The organism is Pseudomonas fuscovaginae SE-1, assembly GCF_000364705.1.
In the GTDB taxonomy this organism is placed as follows: domain Bacteria; phylum Pseudomonadota; class Gammaproteobacteria; order Pseudomonadales; family Pseudomonadaceae; genus Aquipseudomonas; species Aquipseudomonas fuscovaginae_A.
Window position 1 is genome coordinate 1 of sequence record NZ_AQOH01000211.1, and the last position, 26553, is coordinate 26553.

Annotated in this window: 28 protein-coding genes, 1 tRNA gene and 1 pseudogene; 11 read left to right on the top strand and 19 right to left on the bottom strand. The window is 63.4% G+C overall.

Annotated elements, in window-relative coordinates; translation table 11 throughout:
* The 9 genes and pseudogenes from K675_RS0118890 to K675_RS30985 form a co-directional block, all read left to right on the top strand.
* Positions 1 to 560, top strand: a pseudogene (locus tag K675_RS0118890) (AMP-binding protein); the annotation flags it as partial.
* Entirely contained in the window at positions 557 to 1333 is a 777-nt protein-coding gene (locus K675_RS0118895) for an ABC transporter ATP-binding protein (RefSeq protein WP_017905052.1), read from the top strand. The pseudogene K675_RS0118890 and the gene K675_RS0118895, both read left to right, overlap by 4 nt.
* Positions 1333 to 2214, top strand: coding sequence for a branched-chain amino acid ABC transporter permease (locus K675_RS0118900; protein WP_017905053.1), 882 nt, complete (start codon positions 1333 to 1335; stop codon positions 2212 to 2214). The genes K675_RS0118895 and K675_RS0118900 overlap by 1 nt, the downstream gene beginning before the upstream one ends.
* A 3-nt stretch (positions 2215 to 2217) precedes the next feature.
* On the top strand, positions 2218 to 3267 hold the full coding sequence (locus tag K675_RS0118905; protein ID WP_026145338.1) for a branched-chain amino acid ABC transporter permease: 1050 nt from the start codon (positions 2218 to 2220) through the stop codon (positions 3265 to 3267).
* Between the two features lie 36 nt (positions 3268 to 3303).
* Positions 3304 to 4644: an ABC transporter substrate-binding protein gene (locus K675_RS0118910; RefSeq protein ID WP_017905055.1), complete on the top strand. Its 1341-nt coding sequence runs from the start codon at positions 3304 to 3306 to the stop codon at positions 4642 to 4644.
* Positions 4645 to 4647: 3 nt separating this feature from the next.
* Positions 4648 to 5415 carry an ABC transporter ATP-binding protein gene (locus K675_RS0118915; RefSeq protein ID WP_017905056.1) on the top strand — a complete coding sequence of 256 codons (768 nt, stop codon included), beginning with the start codon at positions 4648 to 4650 and terminating at the stop codon, positions 5413 to 5415.
* Positions 5416 to 5429: 14 nt separating this feature from the next.
* Positions 5430 to 6881 (top strand): FAD/NAD(P)-binding protein, encoded by a 1452-nt coding sequence (locus K675_RS0118920; protein ID WP_017905057.1) that lies wholly within the window; start codon positions 5430 to 5432, stop codon positions 6879 to 6881.
* Positions 6882 to 7053: 172 nt separating this feature from the next.
* A tRNA-Cys gene (locus tag K675_RS0118925) sits at positions 7054 to 7127 on the top strand.
* A gap of 475 nt (positions 7128 to 7602) precedes the next feature.
* The gene (locus tag K675_RS30985; protein WP_017905058.1) at positions 7603 to 8196 is read left to right on the top strand and encodes an OB-fold protein; all 594 of its coding nucleotides are present in this window, start codon (positions 7603 to 7605) and stop codon (positions 8194 to 8196) included.
* Between the two features lie 94 nt (positions 8197 to 8290).
* On the opposite strand, the gene K675_RS33100 is transcribed toward K675_RS30985, so the two are convergent.
* The 3 genes from K675_RS33100 to K675_RS0118945 all read right to left on the bottom strand — a co-directional run bounded on the left by K675_RS33100 (position 8291) and on the right by K675_RS0118945 (position 10858).
* Positions 8291 to 8440, bottom strand: coding sequence for a hypothetical protein (locus K675_RS33100; protein ID WP_017905059.1), 150 nt, complete (start codon positions 8438 to 8440; stop codon positions 8291 to 8293).
* A gap of 10 nt (positions 8441 to 8450) precedes the next feature.
* The gene (locus K675_RS0118940; RefSeq protein WP_017905060.1) at positions 8451 to 9791 is read right to left on the bottom strand and encodes a chloride channel protein; all 1341 of its coding nucleotides are present in this window, start codon (positions 9789 to 9791) and stop codon (positions 8451 to 8453) included.
* A gap of 203 nt (positions 9792 to 9994) precedes the next feature.
* Positions 9995 to 10858, bottom strand: a complete 864-nt coding sequence (locus K675_RS0118945; RefSeq protein ID WP_017905061.1) for an aldo/keto reductase family oxidoreductase — start codon at positions 10856 to 10858, stop codon at positions 9995 to 9997.
* A 102-nt stretch (positions 10859 to 10960) separates the two neighbouring features.
* Here K675_RS0118945 and K675_RS0118950 point away from each other — a divergent pair, with 102 nt between their 5' ends.
* Positions 10961 to 11866: a LysR family transcriptional regulator gene (locus K675_RS0118950; RefSeq protein ID WP_017905062.1), complete on the top strand. Its 906-nt coding sequence runs from the start codon at positions 10961 to 10963 to the stop codon at positions 11864 to 11866.
* A gap of 694 nt (positions 11867 to 12560) precedes the next feature.
* A complete protein-coding gene (locus tag K675_RS0118955; RefSeq protein ID WP_017905063.1) occupies positions 12561 to 13016 on the top strand; it encodes a hypothetical protein in 456 nt (151 codons plus the stop codon).
* A gap of 19 nt (positions 13017 to 13035) precedes the next feature.
* On the opposite strand, the gene K675_RS0118960 is transcribed toward K675_RS0118955, so the two are convergent.
* From K675_RS0118960 to K675_RS0119040, 16 genes are all read right to left on the bottom strand, one after another.
* The gene (locus K675_RS0118960) at positions 13036 to 14436 is read right to left on the bottom strand and encodes an integrating conjugative element protein (RefSeq protein ID WP_080635369.1); all 1401 of its coding nucleotides are present in this window, start codon (positions 14434 to 14436) and stop codon (positions 13036 to 13038) included.
* A gap of 55 nt (positions 14437 to 14491) precedes the next feature.
* Complete coding sequence (locus K675_RS0118965; protein WP_017905065.1) at positions 14492 to 15439, bottom strand: TIGR03756 family integrating conjugative element protein; 948 nt, start codon at positions 15437 to 15439, stop codon at positions 14492 to 14494.
* Positions 15436 to 15840 (bottom strand): TIGR03757 family integrating conjugative element protein, encoded by a 405-nt coding sequence (locus K675_RS0118970; protein ID WP_017905066.1) that lies wholly within the window; start codon positions 15838 to 15840, stop codon positions 15436 to 15438. The genes K675_RS0118965 and K675_RS0118970 overlap by 4 nt, the downstream gene beginning before the upstream one ends.
* Positions 15841 to 16164: 324 nt before the next feature.
* Positions 16165 to 18945, bottom strand: coding sequence for a conjugative transfer ATPase (locus tag K675_RS0118980; RefSeq protein WP_085986961.1), 2781 nt, complete (start codon positions 18943 to 18945; stop codon positions 16165 to 16167).
* On the bottom strand, positions 18945 to 19361 hold the full coding sequence (locus K675_RS0118985) for a TIGR03751 family conjugal transfer lipoprotein (RefSeq protein WP_026145339.1): 417 nt from the start codon (positions 19359 to 19361) through the stop codon (positions 18945 to 18947). The genes K675_RS0118980 and K675_RS0118985 overlap by 1 nt, the downstream gene beginning before the upstream one ends.
* Positions 19342 to 20811: a TIGR03752 family integrating conjugative element protein gene (locus K675_RS0118990; RefSeq protein WP_017905069.1), complete on the bottom strand. Its 1470-nt coding sequence runs from the start codon at positions 20809 to 20811 to the stop codon at positions 19342 to 19344. The genes K675_RS0118985 and K675_RS0118990 overlap by 20 nt, the downstream gene beginning before the upstream one ends.
* Complete coding sequence (locus K675_RS0118995; protein WP_017905070.1) at positions 20801 to 21667, bottom strand: TIGR03749 family integrating conjugative element protein; 867 nt, start codon at positions 21665 to 21667, stop codon at positions 20801 to 20803. Before K675_RS0118995 ends, K675_RS0118990 begins: the two co-directional genes overlap by 11 nt.
* Positions 21667 to 22335: a PFL_4703 family integrating conjugative element protein gene (locus K675_RS0119000; RefSeq protein WP_017905071.1), complete on the bottom strand. Its 669-nt coding sequence runs from the start codon at positions 22333 to 22335 to the stop codon at positions 21667 to 21669. Before K675_RS0119000 ends, K675_RS0118995 begins: the two co-directional genes overlap by 1 nt.
* A complete protein-coding gene (locus K675_RS0119005) occupies positions 22332 to 22736 on the bottom strand; it encodes a TIGR03750 family conjugal transfer protein (RefSeq protein ID WP_017905072.1) in 405 nt (134 codons plus the stop codon). Before K675_RS0119005 ends, K675_RS0119000 begins: the two co-directional genes overlap by 4 nt.
* A 12-nt stretch (positions 22737 to 22748) precedes the next feature.
* Positions 22749 to 23123: a TIGR03745 family integrating conjugative element membrane protein gene (locus K675_RS0119010; RefSeq protein ID WP_017905073.1), complete on the bottom strand. Its 375-nt coding sequence runs from the start codon at positions 23121 to 23123 to the stop codon at positions 22749 to 22751.
* A gap of 36 nt (positions 23124 to 23159) precedes the next feature.
* Positions 23160 to 23399 carry a TIGR03758 family integrating conjugative element protein gene (locus K675_RS0119015; protein WP_017905074.1) on the bottom strand — a complete coding sequence of 80 codons (240 nt, stop codon included), beginning with the start codon at positions 23397 to 23399 and terminating at the stop codon, positions 23160 to 23162.
* Positions 23396 to 23731 (bottom strand): RAQPRD family integrative conjugative element protein, encoded by a 336-nt coding sequence (locus K675_RS0119020; protein ID WP_080635370.1) that lies wholly within the window; start codon positions 23729 to 23731, stop codon positions 23396 to 23398. The genes K675_RS0119015 and K675_RS0119020 overlap by 4 nt, the downstream gene beginning before the upstream one ends.
* 175 nt (positions 23732 to 23906) lie before the next feature.
* Positions 23907 to 24656, bottom strand: coding sequence for a TIGR03747 family integrating conjugative element membrane protein (locus tag K675_RS0119025; protein ID WP_026145341.1), 750 nt, complete (start codon positions 24654 to 24656; stop codon positions 23907 to 23909).
* 71 nt (positions 24657 to 24727) lie between these two features.
* A complete protein-coding gene (locus tag K675_RS0119030; protein ID WP_026145342.1) occupies positions 24728 to 25243 on the bottom strand; it encodes an integrating conjugative element protein in 516 nt (171 codons plus the stop codon).
* Positions 25240 to 25821: a hypothetical protein gene (locus K675_RS0119035; protein WP_017905078.1), complete on the bottom strand. Its 582-nt coding sequence runs from the start codon at positions 25819 to 25821 to the stop codon at positions 25240 to 25242. Before K675_RS0119035 ends, K675_RS0119030 begins: the two co-directional genes overlap by 4 nt.
* Entirely contained in the window at positions 25818 to 26546 is a 729-nt protein-coding gene (locus K675_RS0119040) for a TIGR03759 family integrating conjugative element protein (protein ID WP_017905079.1), read from the bottom strand. Before K675_RS0119040 ends, K675_RS0119035 begins: the two co-directional genes overlap by 4 nt.
* Positions 26547 to 26553 lie beyond the last annotated feature (7 nt).

Here is a 26553-nt window from a genome sequence, read left to right on the forward strand (position 1 = left end):
CGGACAGCGCTCCCGGCGTGCTGATCGCCAACCAACTGCCCGGCCGGCTACCGGGGTTGCCGCGCCAGGCCGTGCTGGCCTTTGCCAGCCTTTGTGGTGACAACCAGGCACCGCGCCCGATCGTGCTGTGGCGGGCGCCGCTGGCGCAGCCGCAACTCTGGAGCGAGGAGGGGACCGATTGGCCGGGCGGCCTGGCGGTGGTGCTTGACCAGTGGCTGAACAGCGGCCATAGCCTGGCGTTCACCGAGAGCCGCGACAGTGCCAGTCGCGATCGCCGCGAGGTGGCGCCCTCCGGGCTGCTGCTTTCCCCCGAGCGCCTGCAGACCCTGGCCGACGAGATCGAGCAGCGCCTGGCGGCCCCTGGCACCTGGCGTCGCCGCCTGTGCGAATGGTCGCTGGCCCATCCCGAACGCCTCATCGCGCGCCTGCTCAAGCAACGGGTGCGCCGGCTGCTGGGGTTCCAGCGCCTGCAATACATCTGGCAGCCGAGTCAGCCCGCGAAGCTGCCGGCCACCTTCAACCAATGGCGGCTCCAGGCCCCGGGACGGAAAAGCGCATGAGTGTGGCCGAGCCGATTTTGCAGGTGCGGGACATATCCCTGTCGTTCAAGGGCGTGAAAGCCATCAACCAACTGTCATTCGAGGTCCGCCGTGGCGAGATCTGCGCGCTGATCGGGCCCAACGGCGCCGGCAAGAGTTCGCTGCTCAACCTGCTGAACGGTGTCTACCGCTTCGACAGCGGCGAGATCGTCTTCGAGCGGCAGCGCTTTCGTCGTATTGACCCGCTGGACGCGGCGCGCCGGGGCATCGGGCGCACTTTCCAGAACAACGCGCTGTTCAAAAAGATGAGCGTGATCGACAACCTGCTCACCGGCCTGTCGCGCTACCAGCGCAGCCATTTTCTCGAACAGGCCCTGGGCCTGCCACGGGCACGGCGCGAGGCCGAGGCGTTTCGGCGCAAGGCCCAGCACATCCTGCAGTTGCTGGCGTTGCAGGCCCTGCGCGAGGTGCCGGTGGGCAACCTGTCCTATGGCCTGCAGAAGCGCGTCGAGTTGGGCAGGGCGCTGATCGCCGGGCCCACGCTGTTGCTGCTGGATGAGCCGATGGCCGGGATGAACGCCGAGGAAAAGCAGGAAATGGCCCGGTTCATCGCCGACGTCAACCGCGACCTCGGCACCACCGTGGTGCTGATCGAACATGACATGGGCGTGGTGATGGGCCTGTCCGACCACGTGGTGGTGCTCGACTACGGGCGCAAGGTCGGCGACGGCACGCCGGCCGAGGTGCAGACCAACCCGGACGTGATCGCCGCTTACCTGGGAGCCGCACACTGATGGCCTTCTTCCTGGAAACCCTGCTCGGCGGGCTGCTCGCCGGCACCCTGTATTCGCTGGTCGCCATCGGCTTCGTGCTGATCTACAAGGCCAGCGGCGTGTTCAACTTCGCCCAGGGCTCGATGCTGCTGTTCGCCGCGCTGACCTTCGTCAGCCTGCACGAGCACGGCGTGCCGTTTGCCCTGGCCCTGCTGCTGACTGTCGTGGTGATGGTGATCGGCGCACTGCTGATCGAGCGCCTGGTGCTGCGGCCGCTGGTCAACCGCTCGCAGATCACCCTGTTCATGGCCACCCTCGGCCTGTCCTTCATCGTCGAGGGGCTGGCCCAGGGGCTGATGGGCTCGCAGGTGCGGGCGCTGGACCTGGGCATCGATGATGTGCCGCTGTTCGTCCATGGTGTGATGCTCAGCCAGTTCGATCTGATTGCCGCCGCCACCGCCGTGGTGCTGGTGGTGGTTTTGGCGCTGCTGTTCAACAAGACCCGCATCGGCATCTCGTTGCGGGCGGTGGCCGACGACACCCAGGCGGCGCTGTCCATCGGTATCCACCTCAACCGCATCTGGCAGATCGTCTGGGCCGTGGCCGGCGTCGTCGGCCTGGTGGCGGGGCTGCTCTGGGGCGCGCGCCAGGGCGTGCAGTTCTCGCTGTCGCTGGTGGTGCTCAAGGCGCTGCCGGTGCTGATCATCGGCGGCTTCACCTCGATTGGCGGGGCGATCGTCGGCGGGCTGATCGTCGGCGCCGCCGAGAACCTCGCCGAGGTTTATATCGGCCCGCTGATCGGCGGCGGCATCACCCCCTGGTTCGCCTATGTCCTGGCACTGGTCTTCCTTTACATACGCCCGGCCGGCCTGTTCGGCGAGCGGGCCATCGAGCGAGTCTGAAGCATGTCTGTTCCTGTCATCACTGAAACGGCACCCTGGGTGCTGGTCCAGCGGCGCCTGCCGTGGACCCTGGTCGGCCTGCTGGTGCTGGCCTTCGGCGTGGTCCCGCTGGTGGGCAACGACTACTGGCTCAGCGCGATCCTGATTCCGTTCCTGGTGCTGTCCCTGGCGGGCCTGGGGCTCAACCTGCTGACCGGCTATGCCGGGCAGACTTCGGTCGGCGCGGCGGGCTTCATGGCAGTGGGGGCCTTTGCCACCTACGGCTTCCTGTTGCGCCTGCCGGAACTGGGCCTGCCCCTGGCGCTGCTCGGCGGCGGGGTGATCAGTGCGCTGGTGGGGCTGCTGTTCGGCCTGCCCAGCTCGCGGATCAAGGGCTTCTACCTGATGGTCACCACCCTGGCGGCGCAGTTCTTCCTGGAGTGGCTGTTCGTCAAGTTTCCCTGGTTCTACAACTACGGCTCCTCCGGGACCATCTCCGCACCGAGCCTGAGCCTGTTCGGCCATGACCTGAACACGCCGCTGGGGCGCTACCTGCTGACGTTGGTGACGGTGCTGCTGCTGACCTGGACCGCGCGCAACCTGGTGAACAGCCAGACCGGGCGCAACTGGATGGCGATCCGCGACATGGACACCGCCGCGGCGGTGATCGGTATCCCGGTGGCGCGCTACAAGCGCCTGGCGTTCGCCTTCAGCTCATTCTACCTCGGTATCGCCGGGGCGCTGTGGGCTTTCGCCTACCTGGGCACCGCCAGCGCCGGCAGTTTCGACATCAACCGCTCCTTCCAGATCCTCTTCATCATCATTATCGGCGGCATGGGCAGCATCGCCGGCAACTTCATCGGCGCGGCCTTCATCAGCCTGTTGCCGATCCTGCTCAGTCATCTCGGCCAGGCCCTGCTGGGCGGCGCGGTGGATGCCGGGCAGTTGCAGAACCTGCAGAAAATCATCTTCGGCGTGCTGATCATCCTGTTCCTGGTCAAGGAGCCGGAAGGGCTGATCCGCCTGCTGGGCAATACCCGCGACCGGCTGCGCCACTGGCCGCTGCGCTTCTGACTTCCCGACCCGCCATCCCTGGAGAACGATTCGACCATGCGTGCACTTTTCAAACGTTCACTGACCGCCACGGCTTTGGCCTTGACCATTTTGGGCGCGGCGGCGCCACTGGCCCAGGCCTCGCCGGACCAGCAGTTCTTCCCGTTGGCCACCTACCGGGTCGGCGCCTACGCCTCCAGCGGCGTGCAGGTGTGGGCGGGGATGATCGACTACCTCAACTACATCAACGAGGTCGAGGGCGGCATCAACGGCGTCAAGCTGGTGTGGCGGGAATGCGAGACCGAATGGACGGCCGAGAAGGGCATCGAGTGCTACGAGCGCTTCAAGAGCGGCCTGGATGGCGCGCCGGTGGCGGTCTACCAGCCCAACGGCGCGCCGGCGGCCTATGCCCTGAGCGAGCGCGCGGAGGTCGACAAGATCCCGCTGATCACCCTCGGCTACGGCCGTACCGAAGCCACCGACGGAAAGGTCTTCCCCTACAACTTCCCGGTGATGCTGACCTTCTACAGCGAAGCCTCGACCCTGGTGAACTACATCGCCCAGCGCGAAGGCGGCTTCGACAAGCTCAAGGGCAAGAAGATCGCCACCGTCTACCACGACTCGGCCTACGGTCGTGAAACCCTCGGCCCGTTGAAGCTGCTGGCCGAGAAGTACGGTTTCGAGAACATCCAGATCCCGGTCGCCGACCCGGGCAACGAACAGTCGGCGCAATGGCGCCAGGTCCGTCAGCTCAATCCGGACTGGGTGTTCCTGCGCACCTGGGGCGTCTCGACCCCGGTGGCGGTCAAGACCGCCGCGCGCTTCGGCTTCCCGGTCGACCATATCGTCGGCGACATCTGGGCCAGCTCCAGCGAAGACGTGCTGCCGGCCGGCGCCGCAGCCAAGGGTTATCTGGCCCTGACTCCGTACCCGGCGGGCAGCGACTTCGAAATCCACAAGCGCCTCAAGCAATACATACTCGACAAGGGCAAGAGCGACCTCAAGGATCTGAACAACTTCGGCAGCGTCTACTACAACTCCGGCCTGGTGAACGCCGCCATCGCCGTGGAAGCGATTCGCACCGGCCAGGGCAAGTTCGGCAAGCGGCCGCTGCATGGCGAGGAAGGCCGTTGGGGCCTGGAGCATCTGGATATCGACGACGCACGGCTCAAGGCCATGGGTTTCTACGGGCTGATGCAGAACCTCAAGCTGTCCTGCAGCGACCACGAGGGCGGCGGCTCGGCCCGGGTGCAGCAATGGGATGGCGCGCACTGGAGCCTGGTCAGCGACTGGATCGTCGCCGACCGCACGCTGCTGCGCCCCTTGATCGACGAGAAGTCGGCGGCCTTCGCCAAGGAAAAGAACCTGACCCCGCGCACCTGCGCGGCAGGCGAATGAACCATGGGCCAACCGGCGATTGAAACGGGCGCGGCGCCGCTGTTGCAGGTCGATGACATCGAGGTGATCTACGACCGCAGCATCCTCGCGGTATCCGGCGTGTCCCTGAGCGTGCCGCGTGGCGGCATCGTCGCCTTGCTCGGGGCCAACGGTGCCGGCAAGAGCACCACCCTCAAGGCCATCTCCGGGCTGGTGCGGGCCGAGCGTGCGCAGGTCACCCGTGGCAGTATCCACTTCCAGGGGCTGAACAGCCTGACGGTGGAGCCCAACCAGCGCGTGCGTGATGGCCTGGTGCACGTGCTGGAGGGCCGGCACGTGTTCGGCCAACTGACCGTGGAGGACAATCTGCGCAGTGGTGGCTTCGTTCGCGGCCTGAGCCGGCGCGAACTGCAGAATGATCTGGAGCGGCTGTACGCCTGGTTCCCGCGCCTGAAAACCAAGCGCAAGACCCAGGCCGGGCTCACCTCCGGCGGCGAACAGCAGATGGTCGCCATCGGTCGGGCCCTGATGACCCGGCCGACTTTGGTCTTGCTCGACGAGCCATCCATGGGCCTGGCGCCTATTATCGTGGAAGAGATCTACGAGATCGTCGCCCAGCTCAACCGTGAGCAGAACGTCAGCTTCCTGATTGCCGAACAAAACATTAACGTAGCGCTGAAATACGCCACCCGCGGCCATGTCCTCGACACCGGCCGGGTGGTGCTCAGCGGTACGTCGGACGAGCTGCTGGCCCGGGGCGACCTGCAGGATTTCTACCTGGGCAGGCACTGACAAGAGAACGAAGAATGAGTGAAATCCTGAGCGGACAGGCGACACACGCCATCCCGCCGGTAGCGGGGCAGGCCGACATAGCGATCGTCGGCGGTGGCTTGAGCGGGACCATGCTGGCGGTACAGTTGCTGCGCCTGCCGGGACGGCGTCGGGTGCTGGTCATCGAGCCACGTGCCGAACTCGGTCGTGGCGAGGCCTACAGCGCCACGGAGCTGGGCCACACCCTGAACGGCAACGCGGCACGCATGAGCGTCGACCCGGACAAGCCCGACGACCTGACCCAGTGGCTCGAGGCCTATATCGCCGACGGCGGCTGGCCCGAATCGGACCAGCAACACGTGCCGGTCAGCGAACTGTTCATGCCTCGGGGCCTCTTCGGCCTCTACGTCCAGCAGCGCCTGGCCGAAGCGCGGGAGCAGGGTGCCGCCTGGGGCTCGACGGCCGAGCATGTGCACGGTGAGGTGGTCGACCTGCAGGCGGACAGCGACAGCGTACGCCTGACGCTGGCCGACGGTCAGCAACTGCAGGCCGCCCACGCGGTACTGGCGACCGGCATGTTCCCGGCTGCGCGCACCCGTCAGAAACAATCCAGCGGCCTCAACGCCGCTGCTGTCGACCCCTGGGACGTGACCGCCATGTCGCGTCTCGACCCTCAGGGAACGATCCTGATCATCGGCTCCGGCCTGACCATGGTCGATGCCGTGGTTTCCCTGGAGCAGGCCGGCCATCGTGGGCCGATCCGGGTCTTCTCCCGCCACGGCCTGCTGCCCCATGTCCGCCGCCAGCCGCCGACCTGGGTCGATTTCCTGGCTGCCGACCATGGCATCCGCAGCCCGCTGCAACTGCTGTGCGAAGTGCGCCGGCAATGTGCCGAGGCGATCGACGCCGGTATCGACTGGCAAGCACCGTTGGACACGGTGCGCGCCCATATCGGCCGGCTGTGGAGCCAGGCCACCGACGTTCAGCGTCGCCAGTTCGTACGGCATGTGCGGCCTTGGTGGGAGAGCCACCACCACCGCTCGCCGCCGTTGAGTGCCGAACTGGTGGAGCGCCTGCACAGGGAAGGGCGGCTGACCATCGAGGCGGCGTCGCTCAAGGGCTTGGGCGAAGTGCGCGATGGGCAGGTCAGCATCACCCTCCGGCCACGGGGTGAAGCGCAGACCGTGACGGTCAGCGGTGTAGGCCTGATCAACTCCACCGGTATCGAATACGACTGGCGTCGTGTCGATCGGCCATTGCCGCAGCGACTGCTGGCGCGTGGGTTGATCCGGCCGGGGCCATTGGCCTTGGGGATTGCGGCTGATTCTGGTGGTGCGGTGGTGGATGCCGAGGGTGAAACCTCGTCCCGGCTGTTTGCCATGGGCCCGCCATTGCGGGGGATATGGTGGGAGAGCACGGCGGTGACCGATGTGGCGATTCAGGCCAAGGCCCTGGCGGCGCGGCTGGTGCAATTGGCTGAGCGGTAAACGTGTGAGGCTGATCTGAAAAAATAAAAAATATTTAGAATTCAGGGGGTTGCCAGTGTCATGTAACTAGGACATAATGCGCGCCATCAGCACGGACGGCAACGTAGCGATCGCTGAAGAATCAAGGAGTTGCGGCAAGTCAATCTTGCAAGGGCGCTCGATTCGACCCTGAGGCCGAGTAGCAAAATGGTTATGCAGTGGATTGCAAATCCATCTACGCCGGTTCGATTCCGACCTCGGCCTCCACTATTCAAAGCCCCGTTGATCTTTGGTCTACGGGGCTTTTTGTTTTTCTTGAAATAAGCGGCCAGAGCTTGGGCGAATGCCGTTGATAGTTCTACATGATTGTTTACCGGATCGCCGTAGATCGGGTCGAGATTGTGAGCGTGTTGCATGCGCGGCAGAACTACCCAGGGTAGGGGGGCTGACCAAGATCGGCTCTTCTTCATTTTTCGCTTTCAGCTCAGGTGCTTAGACGTCAAGTAAATGCCATTCGGCTCGTAGCGGCATGTCGCCATGTTGCATTATTTTTCCATCCTGTCATTCCTGCGCGTGTTGAGGAGTGCCGAATAGAACCCGGTCATCGAGCTGGGTTTTTTATTGCCTGAGTTTTTGTGCGTAACATCAGCCAGGCCGGCCTTTTGGGGCTTGGGTAAAGGTGGTGGCAATTTGATATAAGTGGTTTAGAATACCGCCAAATTTTATCGCCATGGAGAGCGAAATGAACGAAGCAGTTGCAATGGCGGCTCCGCAAAAGCGGCAAGTGGGGTTTATTCTAGGGCTTGGAATTCTTTTCTTTCCCTTGTTGTTTGGCTGGATGCTGCTGAGAAAGGGGCACTCGACTTTCGCTCGCATTGTCGGCTTCGTCTGGATGGCTCTGTGTCTTTTCTCGTTGATTGGCATGGGCTCGATTTCAAAAACCAGTTACGACACCTACAAGGAAAGGGCGGCCCAATCCAGTACACAAGGTTCGGCTCCTAAGCAGCCGGTCCCGGCAGAACCGCTTAAGGCTTACACGTCGGCGAAAGTCTCCCAAGATTACGAAGACAACACTGTTGCTGCTGATATGCAGTACAAGGGCAAGCGCGTGAAGGTGACCGGGCGCATCACCGATATCAATACTGATTTCCTCGGGAAACCGTATCTTGTACTTGCGGGCACTAACCCGTATCTGGGGCCGCAGTTCAAATTCGAAAAATCGGACGTGGCCTCTCTCGCATCGCTCAAGAAAGGTGCGCAAATTTCGGTAGTCTGCACCGGCAATGGCGACGTCGCCAAAATACCGATGTTCGAAGATTGCGAAGTCTCAAAATAGCCAGTTGACACCTGCGGTACCTGCCTATGGATTTCGCATTATTTTGCGTTTTTTCCGCGAGCAAAGCCCAACCCTGAGTTGGGCTTTTGGCTTTCTACAGTTCACCAAGCCTCAGCACCTGCTGGGGCTTTTTCATTTTCACGCCCAGGGAGTAGAGCGCATGGATTTGTTGCAGCGCCTCTTCGATAAACTGGACTGGGCATTTGCCGCCGCGTATGGGTTCATCGACCACCACCGAGATCACGATGCACCGATCAGGGGCTGTTCGGTGCGATTTTGTCTAGCACCTGGCGGGCCAGCGCGTGGTACAGCGAGACCGGGGCGATCCAGCCGGAGATGGTGGCGGCCATGACCGTGGCGGCCAGCATGGGGATGACCAGGTCGGGACTGTGGGAGAGTTCCAGCACGATCACCGAGGCGGTCAGTGGCGAGCGAGTCACGCCAGCGAGGTAGGCGCCCATGCCCAACAACGCACAGGTCTGTGGGTTGAGGTTGGGCAGCAAGGACAGCAGCGGTGCGAAGGCCGCGCCTATGCTCAGCGAGGGCGAGAAGAGGCCGCCAGGAATTCCGGAGAGATAGGACACCACGTTGGCCAGGAACTTCCACAGCAGGAAGTTCTGGTCGGTCATCGGGTGGCCTTCGAGCAGAGCGCGGGTTTCTTCGTAACCGGTGCCAAACACATGGTTGCCGCAGGCCAGCCCCAGCAGTGCCAGCGACAGGCCGCAGGCTGCGGCGAAGGGTACCGGGAAGCGTTCGCGCAGCCGGCACATGCGGCCAAGCCAACCGGCCTGGGTGGGAAGTACCAGTTTGACGTAGAGCCCGCCCAGCAGGCCGCCGAGCAGGGCGCAGGCTGGCACTTCGCTCCAGCCCCAGCCGGCCGGCAGGCTGCCGCCGATCTCGCCGAAGTACGAGTAATGGCCCATCAGGCCGAGGGTGACGGATCCGCCGATTAGAACCGCTGTGAGCACCAGGCCACTGAAACGTTGTTCGAAGGTGCGGCTGAGCTCCTCGATGGCGAAGACGATACCCGCCAGCGGGGTGTTGAATGCGGCAGCGATGCCGGCTGCGGCGCCAGCGAGAATCAGTCCTGCGATGGTGCGCCTGCCGTGCAGGCCCAGACGCCGACCGAAGGCGTAGATGACGGCGGCGCCGACGTGCACCGTGGGTCCTTCGCGGCCCACCGAGCCACCGACCAGCAGCGCGGCCAGGGTGAAGAGCATTCGCACGGCGGCTACCGGCAACGCTAGCACCCTGGCGCGCAAGCGCCGCGAGGGTGAGTCCAGTGCGGCAATTACTTGTGGAATGCCGCTGCCCTTGGCCTGAACGAGCCAGCGCTGGGTGATCCAGGCCAAGAGGGCAAAGCCCGCCGGGGTGACTAGCAGCGGCAGCCAGGAGGCGACGCCGAGCATGCGCTTGAACAGGGCGAAGGACTGGTCCGCCAGCCAGGCGAAGGCCAGCGCCACCAGGCCCACAAGCAGAGCGCCGACCCAAAACGCCAGGCGTTGTCGCCACTCCAGCCAGCGTGGCCGTCGGAAGCGCCGGGGCGGGGCGGTGGTGGCGGGTTCCGCATGGTTTGGGTTGGGTTGTTCGGACATCGGCGCGACCGGGATCGTGGATCAAGAGGCAATTATCGCCATCTTTATCCAGTCCGCCTATGCACGATTAGAAGGAAAGAGATGCCTGCCTTCCGATCTTGTAAAAAATCAATGGTCGTTAATGACCTGAAGGAGTCAGAAGGCTGCCATGTTTCCCTGGGCTATTTCATGGGGGCTCAACTGAGTCCGCTATCTTGGGCGTCCTACGCCAGGTCCTCCAGTTCTCTCATCAATTCGTCCGGGATGTTTAGCTCGTCGGCGCTCAGGTTTTCCTTCAGGTGCGCTACCGATGACGTGCCAGGGATCAGCAGAATGTTAGGAGCGCGCTGCAGCAGCCAGGCCAGAGCTACGCGCAAGGCTGAGGAGTCGAGGCGTCCCGCGACGCTGGACAGGGTGGCCGACTGTAGTGGCGTGAATCCGCCCAGCGGAAAAAACGGTACGTAGGCGATACCTTGGTGCGCCAGTTCGCTGATGAGTGCTTCGTCGTTGCGGTGGGAGAGGTTGTAGTGGTTCTGCACGCATACCACCGGAGCGATGTCCTGCGCCTGCTTTACTTGCTTGGCTGATACATTGCTCAGGCCCAGGTGACGGATCAGGCCCTGACGTTGTAGATCGGCCAGGGTGCTGAAGCCTTCTTCGATAGAGGACTCATCAGGGGCGTGCGCCGTGCCCCAGGCACGGTAATTCACCACATCCAGTACCTCGACGCCGAGGTTACGCAGGTTTTCATGTACCGCACGGGTCAATTCGGCCGGGGTGTGTGCGGGATTCCATGAGGCATCGGTGCCGCGTACCGCGCCGACCTTGGTGGCGATCACCAAGTTGTCGGAATAGGGATGCAAGGCTTCTCGGAGCAGTTGGTTGGTGATGTGGGGGCCATAGAAGTCTGCGGTGTCGATGTGGTTCACCCCGGCGGTCACTGCTGCCCGCAGGACCGCCAGTGCCGTCGCGCGGTCCTTGGGTGGGCCGAACACTTGCGGGCCTGCTAGCTGCATGGCGCCATAGCCCAGGCGGTTAACGGTCCGGTCACCGAGTAGGAACGTGCGGGCGCGGTGAGTATTGCTCATGAAATCTGCCTCAATCAGTGGGGGAGTGAGGGTCACTATAGGTCTTGACCACTATGCTGATAATTCGATGTAATCGGTACGGGTTGTACGGGAGGCAGAACAGTGGCGGCGGATATTCAGGATTTGCTGGCCTTCGTGGCGGTGGTCAAGGCCGGCGGTTTTCGCGAAGGGGCGAGAGCCAGCGGCAGGTCGGCCTCAAGCCTCAGCGATGCCGTGCGACGTATGGAGGCCGGACTGGGCGTTCGTCTACTGAACCGCACCACTCGCAGCGTGATGCCCACCGAGGCTGGGGCGCGGTTGATGGAGCGCATTGTGCCAGCGCTGGGCGAGGTGGAGTCCGCACTTGATGTGGTCAATGACTTTCGTGATCGACCTTCCGGAACGTTGAGGCTCAACGTACCCTTGAGCGCCGCCAGGTTGGTGCTGCCGTCGATCATCACCCCGTTCCTGCAAACCTATCCCGACATTCGTCTGGAGGTGATCGCCGAGGACAGCTTTGTCGACGTGCTGGCGGCGGGCTGTGACGCCGGGATTCGTTACGACGAACGCCTGGAACAGGACATGATTGCCGTGCCCATAGGTCCGCGTCTGCAGCGCTTTGCAACAGCGGCTTCACCGGCCTATCTCAATGCCCGCGGCCGCCCGCTGCACCCGAGCGAGCTGCTGCAGCATGCCTGTCTGCGCGGCAAATTCCCCAGCGGCGTGATGCCGTCGTGGGACTATGAGCGCAATGGCGAGACCATCAGTGTCGAGCCCAGCGGACCCCTACTGGTGCGCATCGGTGGTGCTGTGGACCTCGCGGTGCAAGCCGCCATCGACGGGCTGGGCATCATCTACCTGTTCGAGGACTGGCTACGTCCCCACCTGGAAAGTGGTGTATTGGAGCCGGTACTGGAGTCGTGGTGGCAGAGTTTTTCCGGGCCTTTTCTCTACTACCCAGGCCGCCGCTATCTGCCATCGCCATTGCGCGCCTTCATCGACTTCATTAAGTCCTCGGAAAACGCCTGATACGAAGCGTTGCATTGCTTCGGCCTGTATAGCGGTCTGTGTCGAAGATAAAAAGTCACCAGATTCTGTTCGGTCTGCAGCCAATGTCCTTCACCGCAATCAGGCGCAAAACAAGCGATCGGGGTTTTCTAGAAAATTTCACTCATGGGTAAGGGTGTTGGCTGGTCGGTACTCGCCAGGTGCCAACCGTCAATGGAGTCAGTCGTCAGTTGTGAAATGCCCCTGCCAGGAACCCGGTGATCAACCAGACAATCTGCGACTGGATCGATGCCCGTGGTCGAGCGTTATCGCCGTCCCGGCAAATGATGCCATCGCCGGGTGCGTCTTCTTCGAGTAGCGCCATCGCACCCGGTTTGCATAAATCTGACTTTTAGCCACCCATCCATACTGAGTCGGCTGAGCCACGACCGCATCGATGGTTCTTTGCAGTTCGATGGGCCGCTGCCATGACAGTGCCGCGGCTGTTGGGGGGCGATCACGGGTGGTCGTGTCTGTCACGACTGACAGAACCCTAACCTGAACCGCCTGTCTCATAGGGGGCAAAGGCGCTCTGCGCAGTCAGCGCCAGACCTATCAGGCGGCAAGTGGAACAGCCTGACCGCCGTGATAGTCTTCAGGTATGCCTCTGGCAATGGGCTGCTCTTGCAGGTGAGGAGTCCGCAACCTTGAGGTATTTTTCCATAGGAGGTTTCGCATGTCTTGGAAGTCAAATGTTGTAGTGCTCGCCCTGTGTGCCGTTGCCATTTCGGCGCAGGCCCAATCCGACCGTCAAGTGGTCGAGGATATGGTGACTCGCGCGGCCAATGTCTGCCCGGGCCACAGCACCGAGCGCACCATGCCTACGGTGAAGGCGGTGCCTGTCGGCGCGTTGCGGGTCATGCTTGAGCGCGGTTTGGTCATGTGCCCCGACCGGCGCCTCGATGTCGACGCGCCGGCTGTGTTCTACGGTAGCGTTGGCGTCTTCGAATGGAACCCGGAAGTGCCGGCAAGTTCGGAGGTGATTGCCAAGCAGATCGACATCATGACCCGAAAGGACGAGTACCCATCGGACACCTTGATTTGGGATGCCAAGGGCCGGCCGCTTGAGCAGCGCACGGTGCCCGCTTTCGAACCCAAGCCAGGGGCTGCCGTGCGGTATCAGATACGGTAAGCGTTCGCGCAGATTCAGCTCAGGAGCGCGGCGGCTTGCCGCCATTGCCCTTGGCCGCTTTTTCCAGCGACTCCAACCGGTCGGCATCCGGATCGCCCTCGAAGATCGAGCGCGAGTTGTCCTTGCGCTGCTGGTGCCGGGCAATGATTGCTGTGGGGGAGTTGCTGGTCAGCGAACGGCGCATTTCCAGGTCGGTGAGCAGGTTGGCGATTTCCTGCTGCAGGGCCTCGCGCTCGACGTCGATGGTCGCGGCGGCGAGGCCGCTCGCGGACACATTGGGCTCCTTCTTGCCGGCGAGCAGTGTGCGCTGCAGCAACAGGGCTTTCTCCAGAATGCTGGTGACGGCGATTTCCGAAGCCAGGCGTTGGGCCAACAGCTCCTGATCAGGTTCGTCACGTAGCGCAGTGATGACGCCCCGGGTGATGGGCATCGAGTTGCTGCCCGCGGCGGCGAGATTTTCCGGCGTGGTGGTCTGGCTACCGTCGATCAATGCCTTCAGCGCCTTGAGCTTAAGTTCGTACTCCTCCTGAATCAGCGGCGTCAGGCCCACACCCGCGGTGGCGGTGCTCTTGGTGCAGTTCTCACAGGTTTGCTGCTCGTCTTCCCCCAGCACGCGGTTGGCAAATCCGGCGGCTTCATCGGGTGACTTCCAGGTCTTGCACAACAGGCCGCTGTTGCAGGCCTTGGGGTCGATACGACTGTCATCCGTGGCCTTGCGACCATTGAGCAGGTTGTAGCCGGCCTTGGTCACATCCCTGACCACCCTGATGGGGTCCTGCTGCTTGCCCCCGGACTTTTCCCCGCCCACCCAGGGCACTCCCGCGTTGCCGCTGTCCGCCTCGGCCTGGGCGGTGACCGCCACGGCATCCTGGTTCTGGGCCATGGCTTCCTTGAGCGCCTGGCCCTCGGCGAGTGTGCTCCAACCGCTCTGGTTGCCGGCCACGTTCATCATGCGTTCGGCCATCTCGCGGCAGTTGGCCTTGGAGCGATCGAAGTCCAGTCGCGCCTGCAGGATGCCGTTGGTGAGCAGGTTGTACAGACCCGGGTCGGCCCGCTGGATGATCAGCGCCGGCAGCGAGGCGACAGCCCCCGTTGCATTCTGAATCAGCTCACCCATGATGTTCTGGAAACCGTCGGTGAGGCCGTTGAGCTGATTATGCAGCGTGGTGTTCAGGTCCATCTTTGCGCACACCAGGTTGGTGTTCCAGCCCACGCCCACCCCGATGCTCTGCATGTCACCGGCACGGCCCATGTTCACGGCGCTGCCGCCACCGATGTGGTACAGCACGTTGTCGTCCATGGCACTGCCGCTGCTGCCGAACTCGGGCGGTGAGGCCAACAGCGGCAGGCTGGCCAGTGCCATGATCAAGAGTGAACAGGATCTGGGGCCGGGGTGAGAAAACGATGACATCCGAGTCATGAAAGAGGCTCCATTACGAAGAGGGATGAGAGGCGCGATTGCCCGGTGCCGGAGGTCATTGACCGCCGGTACTGCCCAGAAAGGTCTGTCCTTCCTGCTTGCAGCAGCTGTAGGGGCGCCAGAGCGACCAGGCATAGGCGCCATCCGGCGCCTGCTGGTGAAAGCCCGGTTCTGGAAAGGTTGAGCAGGATGCACTGGCTGTTGGCGCCAGTTGCTGCCACTTGCCCGTCAGGGTGTCGGACTCACGCAACTCGCCGGCGGGCCAGTAACCGGGTTTGGCCGGCGCCAGCAGCGGCCGGTAGACATGCACCTGCCCAGGGCGGGTCACGATATCGCCCGCGCGTTGGGCCATCACCGCCGAGGCCTTGTAGTCATCCGGCTGGTGCAGGAACCCACTGCGAGGGTAGACGTTGCCCCACAGGTTCATCGAGAGCCGGCTGCCGATTTCGCGCAGGCCGGGGATCAGCGACTGTGGGAACACGCTCTCTGGAATGCCATGACGCCAGCCGAGCAGGTCCAGGGTGCTGAGAAAGTTGGGTGTGTAGGGCGTGCCGGCCCCTTCGCAGGTGTAGCCCGACCCACTGGCAAAGGCATTGAAGGCAACGATGCCGGGATGGCCGATTACATCGACGTTCTTGAACACCGAGAGACCGTTTTCTCCCGTGCTGTTAGTGGTGCCACTGCCACCGCCCTGGGCGCCGGAGATCGGGCTGCTCATGGCACGAACTTCCGTCCAGGGATTCATGCCGGTCGTGGAGTAGCTGGAAACCACCGCATCCGGCACGTAATGCCGAACCTTCGCGGAGGTTTTGACGCTGCAGCCGAAGTTGGTGCAGCGCAGCCAGTAGCACACCCCGACGACCTGGTACTCCAGGCAATCGGGTGAGGACACCGTGGGGACGATGGTGGCCGTATTCAGGGCCAGGCTCAGGGTGCAATGGGGAAGGGCGAGCAGCCCCGATACCCAGGCCTTGATCGATCGGCGTGGCGAACGGCGGCTCATCGCTGTGCCATCCGATACTGGTCGATGGTCGCCAGCGCACGCTCCAGATCGGGATCACCGTACACCACGTACTGCTGATCGACAATGACTGCGGGGATTTTGTCGACTCTCAGGGCCCAGGCATCGAGAATGTCCTGATGGGCTTGGCTGATGGCCGTAGCGCTCTCGGCGGTCATGATCTGCGCGAAGGCCTCCTGCGCTTGTGCAGGATCTTTGGGCAGATTCTCGAACAGGCTGACCTCCAACTGATCAAGACGATCCAGTTGGATCAGCCGGATGCCTGCCGGCACTTCAACGGGATGAGCCGTGTCGGAGACGACCCAGGTTTCGGCCAGGCAGTGAGAAGCCATAGGGAGTAGGGTCAGAGGGCTGAGCAACCGAAGGAGGGGGGATCGATACATGCCAGGGTTCCGAGTCAGAGAAACCTCGATACTGCGATAAGTGTTGAGCGACAGCAGTCTGGAAACTGGATTGCGGCTGCACGTTTTCACGAGGCAGAGCGGCGCTTGCGTGCTCTGCGATATATCCTGAGCGGGTGACCACATGGGGGCTTGTTTTTCTGCCGGGCACGTTGCCGATTTGTGTATTCAGCAAAACTTCCACGAACTTCGAAGAGATGGTGTCGGGGCTGCTGGCGGTGGCGATAGATGAAATGATCGAGAAGACCGGCAGGCGGACCTAAAAGACCCCAATCAAGCTGTAAGAACGACCCGTCGTGCGTGCAGTCAGGCGTTACCCTTGAGTATCGTGGTATTGGAAATCCCGCGGGCCTTGTCTATGCGGCGCGCCACGGCCATGGCCGCTTCCAGCTCGCTGAGCCCCTGGGTTTTCATCAGCTCGAAGCGCTCGGCTTTCTCTTCCGGTTCGGTCATGGCCATGGTCAGATAGAGGCTCGGCGGCACCGCGCGAAACAGCACCTCCATCGATTTGGACAGGATCACCCCTTCGGTGAATTTCCCCGACTCCTTCCTGGCCGACAGCATCAAGGTTTTCTGCGCATCGGTCAGGGACCTGAACCGCGCAATCTTGTTCACCTCGTCCGGTGGCATGTTCAGGCAGATCCACCATTCGATCATGTTCAGCATCGGCTCGGCGGCCTTGGGCAGGTCGTCGACGTTCTGGGTCGCGAGCCAGAACCAGGCGCCGAGCTTGCGCCACATCTTGGTGATCTTCACCACGTAGGGCGACAGCAGCGGATTCCTGGTGATGATATGGCCTTCGTCGGTGACGTTGATGATCGGCCGGCCGAGCATCTGGTCGCGCTCGGCGATGTTGTTCACCGTGTTGATCAGCGAGATGTAGGCGATCGACAACTGAGCGTTGTAGCCCTCGCGGGCGTAAGTGCCCAGGTCCACCAGGGTGATGTCGGCTTCCGGCCAGGGCGTGCCGTCGCGGTTGAACAGGTCGCCGTCGGCACCCTGGCAGAACATGTCCATGGCATCGGCCATTTCCAGCAGTCGCAGGCGGCGTGATTCAGGCATCTCCAGGTCCTGGCCCATGGCGCGCAGGGCGTCGCGCACATCCTGGGTCAGCACGGTTCTGCTCCGGGCCGTACAGGTGCCGGCCGCGTTGATGATGCTCTGGCGTATCAAGCTGCGATCGGCACGGGTCAGACGCTGTTCTTCCTTCTCCTCGCCACCGGTGATCATCAGGCGCGCCGTGATTTCCAGCTCACCCAGAACATCGCGCTCATCCTCCTGGGTCTCCTCGGAGCTCTCCAGCTCGTCGGTCTCCGGCAGGTCGGCCCGGGTAGGCGCATTGACCAGGCGGTAGGCGTCGGCAAAGGGGGCCAGGCTCACGCCTGACCCTGGCGCCAGCTTGACACGATTGACCGTCAGACCCCGGCTACGGGCGAAATCGGCGAACAGCCCGAAGCTGTTGCCGGCCTCGGCGATAAACAGCCGGGGCCGGTATAGGGCCGTGACCTGGTTGAGCAGGTTGTTGAGGGTGGCCGATTTGCCGGCACCGGTGGGCCCGAACAGAAACAGGTGGGCGTTCATCTGCCGGTCGAGGCGGTTGAAGGGATCGAAGGTCAACAGCCCGCCACCGCGGTTGAAGAAGGTGAAGCCCGGGTGCCCGGTGCCTTCGCTGCGCCCCCAGACCGGCGCGAGATTGGCCACATGCTGGGCGAACATCAGCTGGGTGTACCATTGGCTATGCCGCATCCCCGGATTGAACACACAGGGCAGCCAGCGCAGGTAGCTGTTGAGCGGCGCCACCTCATGCTCATCACGCACTGGCTGCAGGCCCGCGTTGAGCATCACGTTGTGGAGCTGCAGGGTGCGCTTGTCCAACGCCTCGATGTCCTGGCCGCGCAGGTAGAACGCCACCGACCCGCGGTACAGCTTGTGGGCGCTGCCCAGGTGCGCGCGGGCCAAATGCACGTCGTCCCGGGCCTGCTCGGAGGCCAGGGTGTCGCCGACGGATTTCTTGGCCAACAGGTTCAGGTGACCCTCAAGCGTGTCTTGGGGGGTGATCACCAGCGTGATGCACAGCACCGTGTCTTCGGGCATCTGGTCGAAGAGGGTGTTGATCGCATCACCGCCCTTGGACGTCTCGCCGGTCAGGTGCCCAGTCAGCGGTGCATTGCGCAGGCGGTCGAGCATCACCACCCGGTGTGGCATGTCATCGAAGTACCAGAGCCCGAGGTTGGCATCCGAGCGAGGCTGTTCGAGGAACAGACGTTGGGCAAAATCGGTACCGCTGGCCAGGGGCAGTTCCTCTTCACCGTCCTCAGGTGGATAGTCGGCCTGCTGGTAGAAGCGTTTGCGATCTTCCGGGGTGTCGCCCAGCAGGCCCGGTTTGGGGTTGAACCAGCGCAGCAGCCACTGGTGAATCTGCCGGCCGCTCAGGCGTCGGGCTTTGACGCCGGCGTTGCCCAGGCCACCGACCAGACGTTCACAACGGTTGTTCAGGGCCTGTTCGCTGTTCTGGCCGCGCTGTGCGGGGTTGTCCTTGCTGCGCCGGTACACCACCAGGCGGACCTTGCGACTCTGGCCGCGCCAGGGCAGTTGCGTGACCACGGTGTCTTCGAACAGCCCGCCGGGCTGCGAAAGCGCTTCCAGGTGCTGGCCGAACATCTTCAGGTAGCTGTCGGTGAAGGTGCTGCCCCGGGCGCGAGGCTGAACGTAGTCGCTCAGGGTTTGCAGGTAGCCGGACCAGTCGGTTTCATCCTGGGCGTAAAGCTGCAGCACCCATGGCTGCTCCTCGAGTTCATCGAAGCTGTCTTGCAGGGCGTTTTCCAGGGCATCACGCACCGTGCGCAGCCAACTGGCCTCGCGCCCCTCGGTCCCGATGGAGGTCAGTTCGAAGAAAGCCGCCACCGACTCGCCGTCCTCCAGCAGCAGGCACTGGGTTTCAGGGAGGTATTCGACCCAGGGCAGCAGGTCCACGAAGCTGGGTAGCGGATGGTAGAGGGCCTGTTCATCGTTCACGGTGGCAGGTTTTCTCAAGGGGTTGCTGGCGCTCTGGCTTGGCGCTGGGAGGGCATTTTTTCTCAAGCGCATCAGTAATCCTCCGTGCGTTCGCCCGGCAGGGCGTACTGCACCCGCTGGTAAAAGGGAAATACCGTGCTGTAGCCGGGCACGGGGACCGGGTCCGTACCGGCCAGATGGGGGAAGACGTACATGACCAGGTCCGGATTGGGCAGGCGCTTGAACTGGCTGTGAGTCTCGTTCTGGGCCGTTCGGGTGTAGGCCGGCTGGTCGGTGTTGTCATCGAGGGGGCGGCGCAGCGACAAGCGCGCCTGTTCAAGACGGTGGGGCACGGCCCTCTGACCAGTTTCTGCGGACCGGCCGTCCCAGATATCGACCATGGTATGCGGGCCGTGGGGCAGCATCTGTTCCTTGTCGGTGGTGCAGCCACTGACCAGCAGCGTGCTCAGCAGCAGTCCGGGCAAAGCTTTAATCGAGGGTACTGACATGGGATTGTCCTGCGCTGTACCGCACCAGGCGGCCTTCGGGTTCGTAATCGATCTCCAACTGCCGATCCAGGTGCACGGCCACCAGGGCGCCGGGTTGCACGTAGACCGCGGCAAAGGCTTGGCCATAGAGCTTGTTGACCCAGTCACCGATGTCTTTCACGCCCCCCGAGAGGATGCTGTTGAGCGCCGAGGGGCCGGCCTGGACAGAACTGCCGCCTGGTGTGATCACGTTGCTGACCTCAGGCTGGTCGGCTTCAAGCAGCTTGGTCACGCCCGCGCCGGCAGCGGTGATCAGGCTCTTGGTGCCCAGGTACTGCTGGGCATTGGAGCGCCGTTCACCGGCAATGCACGGCACACCATAGGGGTCGCTGAGCCAGCCGATACCGCCCTGGATCGTGCCCGAAGCGCTACTGCCACTGGCGCTGTTGCCCTGGCGGCCGGTCAGCTTCTGGGCAGCGGGGAGGGTGCGGACGCGCCCATCGTTGAACACGAAGGTCAGACTCACGATCTGGCCGCGCACGCAGGACAGGGTCCAGTCACCCGCGGCGGTACCGCTGAGCACCGCGCCGGCCACATCCGGCAGGTCGATACCATTGGCGATGAGGTTATCCGGACCGATCAGCACCTTGAACGGATAGGGGTCGTTGACCACGCCGTCCACGGGGACTCGCCCGATGAGTGCCGTCATGGCGATGGAACCGGTGAGGGTGCTGTTTTCCGGCAGGGTGTAGACCGACCTGACGGGCTGCTGCCGTTCGCCGGTCTGGCGAGCACGCCCGTCTGTGTCGGGAGTGTCCTTGAGTGGACGTTGACCTGGAGGGGCGCCGCTGAAGGCGTTGGGAAAGCTCAGGCCTTGGGTCGACTGGCCAGAGCCGCTGGGGACGGGCTTGCCGCTGGCGTCGACGGCGGTCGCGTCCTGAGGCTCGGTCCAGACCAGGTCGTGTTCATCTGCGGAGAACTGCGCACCGTCGCCCGGCTCAAGACCCAGGCCGACGGGCAAGTCTGTATTCGGCTGGCCGATAAACTCGGTCGAGAGCTTCTGCCTGAGGTCATCCAGCAGGCTTTGTCTCTGCTGCGGGCTCAGATCCTGCCGGCCGTCGTTCTGCGTTCGCTCCCGTTCGCTGCTCAGGGCCTTCTGGATACGTTGCTCGACATCGTTTTCGCGAAGTCGCAGGCGGGCGTTTTCCTCTTTCTGGTCCTTGTTTTCCGAGAGTAGGGCCCTGAGTTCCTCGCGCATGGCCTTGGTCTGCGCGACCAGGGTGGCCACGGTGTCATGGGGGGTATCGCCATCGAGGCCCAACTGCTTCATTTCTTCCGGCGTCAGGCGGTAATCGCCGGGATCGGATCGGCCAGATGCGCTTCGAGGGTCGCTGCAGGCCTTGATCAGCCCCAAAAGCACCAGCGCAACCAGGGGCAGGAACAGCCACTTGAGCAGGGCATTACTTTTCATGAGGACGCTCCTCTACAACGTCGGCGTGAGGAGGTGTGTCGTACGCCTTGACGCCGGGCAGCAGCGATTGCACCAGGTTGCGTCCGCGTGTGACCAGGTACGCCACCGTGGTGTCGCTGGGTCGGTGGGCGGGCCCCAGATACGGGTGCTGAAAGGCCGCGCTGATGAAGTCGCCCTGCAGGTGCCGCGGGTCGAGGTGCAGGGTGGTCGCGGAGCGGTTTTGCAGGCGCACGGCGCTGACGATGTGATCGTCCAGTTGCCAGGCGCCCAGCAGTTGGACCGCCAGTGGCTGGCCGGGCAGGAGGCCGGACAGATCGGGAGGGCGCGGTACCTGCAGCGAGACCACGCCGGGCAGGGCTTCCAGCGTGCGCAGCGGTGCGTAGAGATTCTGGGCGGCGTAGCGGGTCAGGACGACCGGTAGGGGTGTTTCCCGCTGCGGTGCAGGAGGCGGCGAGGGGGTGTTCGTGTGCGGTGTTCCCGCCTCGGCGTACCGCTTGGGTTTGGGCGCAGCCTTGACGATTCGGACAGGTTCAAGGGCGGTCGCGTCCGAGGCGTCGCTGGCGGCAATATCGATCAGGATGATTTCGCCGCTCTGCACATCCTGCAATTGCAGGCGGGTGGGCTCGATCGCGGCATGGGCGCGCAAGTACAGCGTACCGCCGGTGCTCTGGATACGCAGTTTGTCGCCCAGGGCCCGGGGCACGCCGACCCGAACGTTCTGGTCGATGAACAGCACCCGTTCCTGGCCGACCTGCAGCGGTACGTTCAGGGGAAGTCGGTCCCAGGTCATCAGCTCCACGGCCTGCGCGGTGTGGCAGGCCAGCCAGAGTGCAGGCAGGCACAGTGATCGCGACATCAATCGTCTCCTTCCTGCTGGCTCGCGGCGGCGTCTGACGAGCCCGAGTCAAGGCGCTTGGGAGCGCTGTCAAAGCAGTCTATGGCCAGGCCGAAAGGATTCGACTGCGGGTCCACATCGCGGCGTACGACTTTGATGGGATAGCGCACGAAGGTCTGCTTGATCCGTTCCGAACCAAAGAACTCCTCGGTGGCAAGGTCCAGGTTCAGCAGCCATTGGTCGCGCCCCTGTATCTGGACTCGCAGCTCGGGAGAGCGGCCGTAGTTACGGTCCGGCAGTTCGAATACCCCGCGAGTCCGGTTGCGCAGTTCGCCGGCGAGTTGACGTTTCTCGGCATCCTGTTCCAGCTGGAATTTGCAGTGGGGTGTCAGGTAGGGGGACAGTCGATGAATGGCCGAGGGATAGTCCTTCTCCCCATCCACCGGCCAGCGATTGAGCTGCTGGAAGATGTACAGCCCGAAGGTGTAGACCGACTCCGGCGGCACCTCCCACCATTTTCGGGTGCTGCCTGAACGCAGATCAGGCGGGAGGTTGATGGTCATGTTGCGCGGGGCATCCCACCAGCCCAGTCCCGCCAGCAGCGTGGTGCCCAGCAACACCGCGCAGCCGATCCGCAGGGACGTGACATGGGCGTGCAGTCGGCTCACCTCATTCTTGAAGCGGCTCATGACCCAGGGCTCCGACGGGTGCTCCAGAGCCCCGAGCGCGTCACCAGGCTGGCTGCGCCGGCCCTGGAAGCCAACGCTGGCCAGGCGATTGTCAGACGCCATTGCAGATGGCGGTACAGCCAGGTCTGCGGCTTGCCGCGTTTGTGCACGCGCAGCAGCTTGCCGCCGGCCAGCAGGCCGGTGGCAATGCTCAGCACGATCCCCGTGGGGACCAGGGCGATGCTCTGCAAACCGATGGCGGCAGCGGTGCCCAGGCAAGCGCCCGCGCAGGCGGTGGCAATCACGGTGAGCCACATTTCGTCAGCGGTGAGCCCCAGCACAATGACCGGCTGGTGGTTGAGGCGAGAGGGCAGAAACCGAATGGTTCCGTCGGGCAGATAGTGGTCGGCGTCGTGGGTCATGGCGGTTTCTCCTTACAGCACCCCCGCGCCCTTGGTCAGCAGCCAGATACTGATCACCAGCAGCGCGGCGCCCACGCCGCAGGTGAGACCGAACTGGCCCCAGGTCTTCTTGCCGTTCTGTACCTCGGAGTAGGTGGTGTAGGCGTGGTAGGCCACACCGCAGAATGAAGCGGCCGCGATGAGCAGCGCGATCAGCGCGACGATGTCAAATGCATAGTTCTGCAGGGTCTGGATGATGCCGGTGCCCGGACGGCTGGGCGCCTCCAGTTGTGGCAGCGCTGCGTGGCTGCGTGAGGGCCGGAGCACCTGGCTGGTGAACAGGCCCAGACTGATGACCGGGCGAGTGAAGGCGTTAAAGCGTGACTTGAATTGGGAGAGGATGTTCATCGGATGCCTCCATGGCACAACAGGTGGTGGGGAAAATCACTTGAGCAGAAGCAGGGTGAGGAGCAGGTAGATCAGGGCGACCTTGATCGAGATCTCCGCCAACCTGCCCTGAGGTAGCTGCCCACGGGCCCAGCCGCGGTAAGCGCTGCCAATGGCCCAGGCGGCAAACACCAGGGCGATGGTCAGGACCAGTCCGGTGAGCAGGGTGGTGGACTGAGCAGGGGTGAAACCGCCCATGGTTTGAAAGGCCGTAAGCTGCTGGGCCGTCATGCTCATTGCACGGCCTCGGTGGACCGGGTGTAGTGACCGGTCAATTCCGGCAGCGCCCGGGGCTGGGCGCGCAAGGGCGTGAGATAGCGCTCGATGCCTTGGTGAATCAGCTCCAGGTCGCCGGCCAGGCGTTGATAGTCAAAGTGAAAGCGTGCCTGTTCATCGATGGGCAGCGCCGCGTGGGTGTTGACCTGGCGGGATATCGTGTCGAGCTGACGCAGCAGTGTGCTCAGGCGCGCACGCTCCTGGGCCGTGGTCTCGGCCTGTGCCAAGGACGCGTTGAGGCCAAAGGCCAGGGGTAGCACGAGGTATCGTCGGGGGGGAAAGGCAGCAGGCATCGGGGCGTTCCGCTCGAAGAATGTTCGACGAGCGTGCCGTAGGAGCAGGGGAGTGACAGCAGGAAAACTGGATTGGACCGCTCAGTTTTCCATTTTTGCGTGCTGCCCGCCTACGATCGGCTTTCTATGAAAATGAGCATGCGACTCCCTGATCTGAAGGATGCCACGAGGCTCATTACAGGTATTTCTTGAAACTGCCCACGGTAATGCTCACCACCAGCCCCAAGGCCAGGGCCCCCGGCAGTATCACCAGCATCGGATTCACCGTGATCGGCAGGGCTGGGTAGATAATCCAGGGCGCTACCGCCACGGGCAGGATCAACTGCCTGGCCCGGTGGTAAATGAACCCCGACTCCCGCCCGGCACCGAAACGCCGTAGATCCCTGCGCACCAGACCATCCCCTGCGCCGATGAGCACGGCGGTCAGCACCAGAGGGAGTGTCAGCACCAGGATCGTTACCCGCACCAGCAACGTCAGCACGGCATAGACCGCTGCCAGGCCATAGTCCTCGACCTGTTCGTAGGCCCTGCCCAGGTAGTGTTGCGGGGCGCTGGTCGAGTGGTTGCTCGATTGGGCCAGTTCTGTCGCGTGCTTGATCCAGCCGATCAGTCCGGTTTTCTCAAAACCCCACTCATAGGCCTGGGCGACGACCCATTGAAGAGTGTGCGCCGGTCGATCGAGCAGCAGGCTTTGGGTGAAGGACACCGAGACCCAGTCCAGCTCGCTGTTGAGCATGTCGCGTGAGTGGTGCCAACCTTCTTCCGGCCAGAAGAAAAACAGACCGATCCATTCGCTCAGCACGCTGAAGAACAACGCCGTCAGCAAGAGGCCGAGCAGGGCAAAGGGCAGTCCCAGGACTTTGCCTATGAGCCCTTTTTCACGCCGTGGTGGCTGGTCTCTGGCTGTTTGCGTGGTGCTCGTCATGACTGGCGTGCCCTCGGTTGAGCGTCACCTCAGGGTCGGCCCCTGCTGCTGAGTGCTGAAGCCAGCCATGGTCACTGCTCCAAGCCGGTGGCGGTCACCAGCACCGGGTAATGCGTGATCGCCAGTCGATGGGCCAGGTCATCGGCGGCGACCGGGGCCATTTGCAACCCTTCACCCAACTGGCGCAACTCGGTCAGTGCCTGTGGGCGTTGTACATTGATCACCAGGCCCATGGCCTTGAGGTCGCGCAGTACTTCGACGCGTTCTCGCAGCCACTGTCGCGACAACGGGTCATCGCCCACCAGGAAAATCGTTTGCAGTCCAGGAAGGCTGTGTGCCCTTGGAGCGACGCGTCCCGGGCTCATGGAAGGGGACCTGACCGGCAGCATGTCCGCCTCGCTGTAGGGTTTTACCCGCCTGGGCGCAACGCTTATGGCGCCGGTCGGCGCGTCCTTGAGGGGTAAGTTGAGCGAGCGGTAATACGCCAGCGCGGAGGTGCCTCCCAGATCCTGCACAACCGTGAGTTCAGCCATGGCCGCGTGGCAGAGGAACAGCGCGGCTGCACTCGACAACGAGAGGGATTTCATGGGCTGGTCGTTCCTTGAGACGTTTCCGGGGAGAGACGCGCCAGGTGGCGAGCAAAGGTCTGGCGATAACGTTCGGCGGGTTCGCCACCGGCAGGGCGGTGATAACGACCGGCGGTGGTTTCCCAGCCGATATCGGCGTGTTTGTGGGTCAGCAGCAGCGTCGTGGCGACCCTCAGGTTGCGATAGGGATCCAGCGCCTGGCAGGGGTGGGTGAAGTACTGACCGTTCCAGCCCAGGTTGATCTGACCCAGGCCAGCATCCACCCGTTTGGCGCCCACGTCGCTGATGGCCAGCAGCAGGGCCGTACACGCTGACTGCCGATCGGCAAAGCGTTGGCCCTGGCCTGCGACATTCAGGGTCCAGGGCCAGGGGACCAGTCGGCCGCGTAGCCAGGCACCGCTTTCCTGCTGGGCCAGTGCATAGAGCACCTGGGGAGGTACCGGCGTGCCCTGCGTGGCCCACTGATAGGCCAGGGGTAGCGATGACGCGGCGGCGGGCAGGGAAAGCAGGCCACCTGCAATCAGTAGCGCGCGCAAATACAGATGATGCCGGCGGCCAGGCGTGTGGCTCAGGGTCATTGCCTTCTCCACTGGCCGTTGACCGAGCGCATGACGGCCGGGAAGGTTCCTTTGTCACCCAGGCGGGCCCAGTGCCCAGCGTCGTGATTGAGGGTGATCTGCCGATGTCGGACCTTCTCCGGATCGATGCCTGCCTTGCTGGCCCATTCACGAATCAGGCTGTCGCTGCCCTGGGCGTCGATCAGGAAGAGATCGAAGGGCTGGCCCTCGCCCTGGAGCTGCCTGATCTTGGCCGGGCAGTCTTTGCATCCGGTGGTCACGAACACGTTCAGTCGATGGGGGCTTCGCACCGCTGAGGCCAGGGGCGCGGGCTGGGCGCCGATCAGGTTCACCGGCAACCGATCGGCGTACAAGCGCTTGTACGCCTGATCGTAGGCGCGTTGGTAATCCATCAGTTTCCGCAGGCGGGCATACTCGGCTTGCACCTGCTTCTGCGCGTAGCGCTCCTGCTCGGCCGCGTCTCGCGCTTCGATGCCCAGCGCGGTCAAGGGGTCCAGGTTGGGAGAGTAGACCCCCAGCGGCCCTTCCATCAGTCGGCGATAGCGCTGCCATTCCTCCTGCTGCAACCCCCAGTCAGCGGCTCGCTGTTGGTCGAGTGGGGGCATCTGGCTGTCCTGCCGGGAGGCGTGTTCGACCGTGGCGCGGAAAGTCGGTTCGGCGTGCACTGCCGCGGGTAGCAGCAGGGCAGCACTGCTCAAGAGTAACCAGAACGAATGGGGGCTCATGGAGGCA

Bases quoted from the DNA above. Each gene is read 5' to 3' on its own strand.
- K675_RS0118895 (WP_017905052.1), top strand. From the start codon at position 557: ATGAGTGTGGCCGAGCCGATTTTGCAGGTGCGGGACATATCCCTGTCG.
- K675_RS0118900 (WP_017905053.1), top strand. From the start codon at position 1,333: ATGGCCTTCTTCCTGGAAACCCTGCTCGGCGGGCTGCTCGCCGGCACC.
- K675_RS0118905 (WP_026145338.1), top strand. From the start codon at position 2,218: ATGTCTGTTCCTGTCATCACTGAAACGGCACCCTGGGTGCTGGTCCAG.
- K675_RS0118910 (WP_017905055.1), top strand. From the start codon at position 3,304: ATGCGTGCACTTTTCAAACGTTCACTGACCGCCACGGCTTTGGCCTTG.
- K675_RS0118915 (WP_017905056.1), top strand. From the start codon at position 4,648: ATGGGCCAACCGGCGATTGAAACGGGCGCGGCGCCGCTGTTGCAGGTC.
- K675_RS0118920 (WP_017905057.1), top strand. From the start codon at position 5,430: ATGAGTGAAATCCTGAGCGGACAGGCGACACACGCCATCCCGCCGGTA.
- K675_RS30985 (WP_017905058.1), top strand. From the start codon at position 7,603: ATGAACGAAGCAGTTGCAATGGCGGCTCCGCAAAAGCGGCAAGTGGGG.
- K675_RS0118940 (WP_017905060.1), bottom strand. From the start codon at position 9,791: ATGTCCGAACAACCCAACCCAAACCATGCGGAACCCGCCACCACCGCC.
- K675_RS0118945 (WP_017905061.1), bottom strand. From the start codon at position 10,858: ATGAGCAATACTCACCGCGCCCGCACGTTCCTACTCGGTGACCGGACC.
- K675_RS0118955 (WP_017905063.1), top strand. From the start codon at position 12,561: ATGTCTTGGAAGTCAAATGTTGTAGTGCTCGCCCTGTGTGCCGTTGCC.
- K675_RS0118960 (WP_080635369.1), bottom strand. From the start codon at position 14,436: ATGACTCGGATGTCATCGTTTTCTCACCCCGGCCCCAGATCCTGTTCA.
- K675_RS0118965 (WP_017905065.1), bottom strand. From the start codon at position 15,439: ATGAGCCGCCGTTCGCCACGCCGATCGATCAAGGCCTGGGTATCGGGG.
- K675_RS0118970 (WP_017905066.1), bottom strand. From the start codon at position 15,840: ATGTATCGATCCCCCCTCCTTCGGTTGCTCAGCCCTCTGACCCTACTC.
- K675_RS0118980 (WP_085986961.1), bottom strand. From the start codon at position 18,945: ATGCGCTTGAGAAAAAATGCCCTCCCAGCGCCAAGCCAGAGCGCCAGC.
- K675_RS0118985 (WP_026145339.1), bottom strand. From the start codon at position 19,361: ATGTCAGTACCCTCGATTAAAGCTTTGCCCGGACTGCTGCTGAGCACG.
- K675_RS0118990 (WP_017905069.1), bottom strand. From the start codon at position 20,811: ATGAAAAGTAATGCCCTGCTCAAGTGGCTGTTCCTGCCCCTGGTTGCG.
- K675_RS0118995 (WP_017905070.1), bottom strand. From the start codon at position 21,667: ATGTCGCGATCACTGTGCCTGCCTGCACTCTGGCTGGCCTGCCACACC.
- K675_RS0119000 (WP_017905071.1), bottom strand. From the start codon at position 22,335: ATGAGCCGCTTCAAGAATGAGGTGAGCCGACTGCACGCCCATGTCACG.
- K675_RS0119005 (WP_017905072.1), bottom strand. From the start codon at position 22,736: ATGACCCACGACGCCGACCACTATCTGCCCGACGGAACCATTCGGTTT.
- K675_RS0119010 (WP_017905073.1), bottom strand. From the start codon at position 23,123: ATGAACATCCTCTCCCAATTCAAGTCACGCTTTAACGCCTTCACTCGC.
- K675_RS0119015 (WP_017905074.1), bottom strand. From the start codon at position 23,399: ATGAGCATGACGGCCCAGCAGCTTACGGCCTTTCAAACCATGGGCGGT.
- K675_RS0119020 (WP_080635370.1), bottom strand. From the start codon at position 23,731: ATGCCTGCTGCCTTTCCCCCCCGACGATACCTCGTGCTACCCCTGGCC.
- K675_RS0119025 (WP_026145341.1), bottom strand. From the start codon at position 24,656: ATGACGAGCACCACGCAAACAGCCAGAGACCAGCCACCACGGCGTGAA.
- K675_RS0119030 (WP_026145342.1), bottom strand. From the start codon at position 25,243: ATGAAATCCCTCTCGTTGTCGAGTGCAGCCGCGCTGTTCCTCTGCCAC.
- K675_RS0119035 (WP_017905078.1), bottom strand. From the start codon at position 25,821: ATGACCCTGAGCCACACGCCTGGCCGCCGGCATCATCTGTATTTGCGC.
- K675_RS0119040 (WP_017905079.1), bottom strand. From the start codon at position 26,546: ATGAGCCCCCATTCGTTCTGGTTACTCTTGAGCAGTGCTGCCCTGCTG.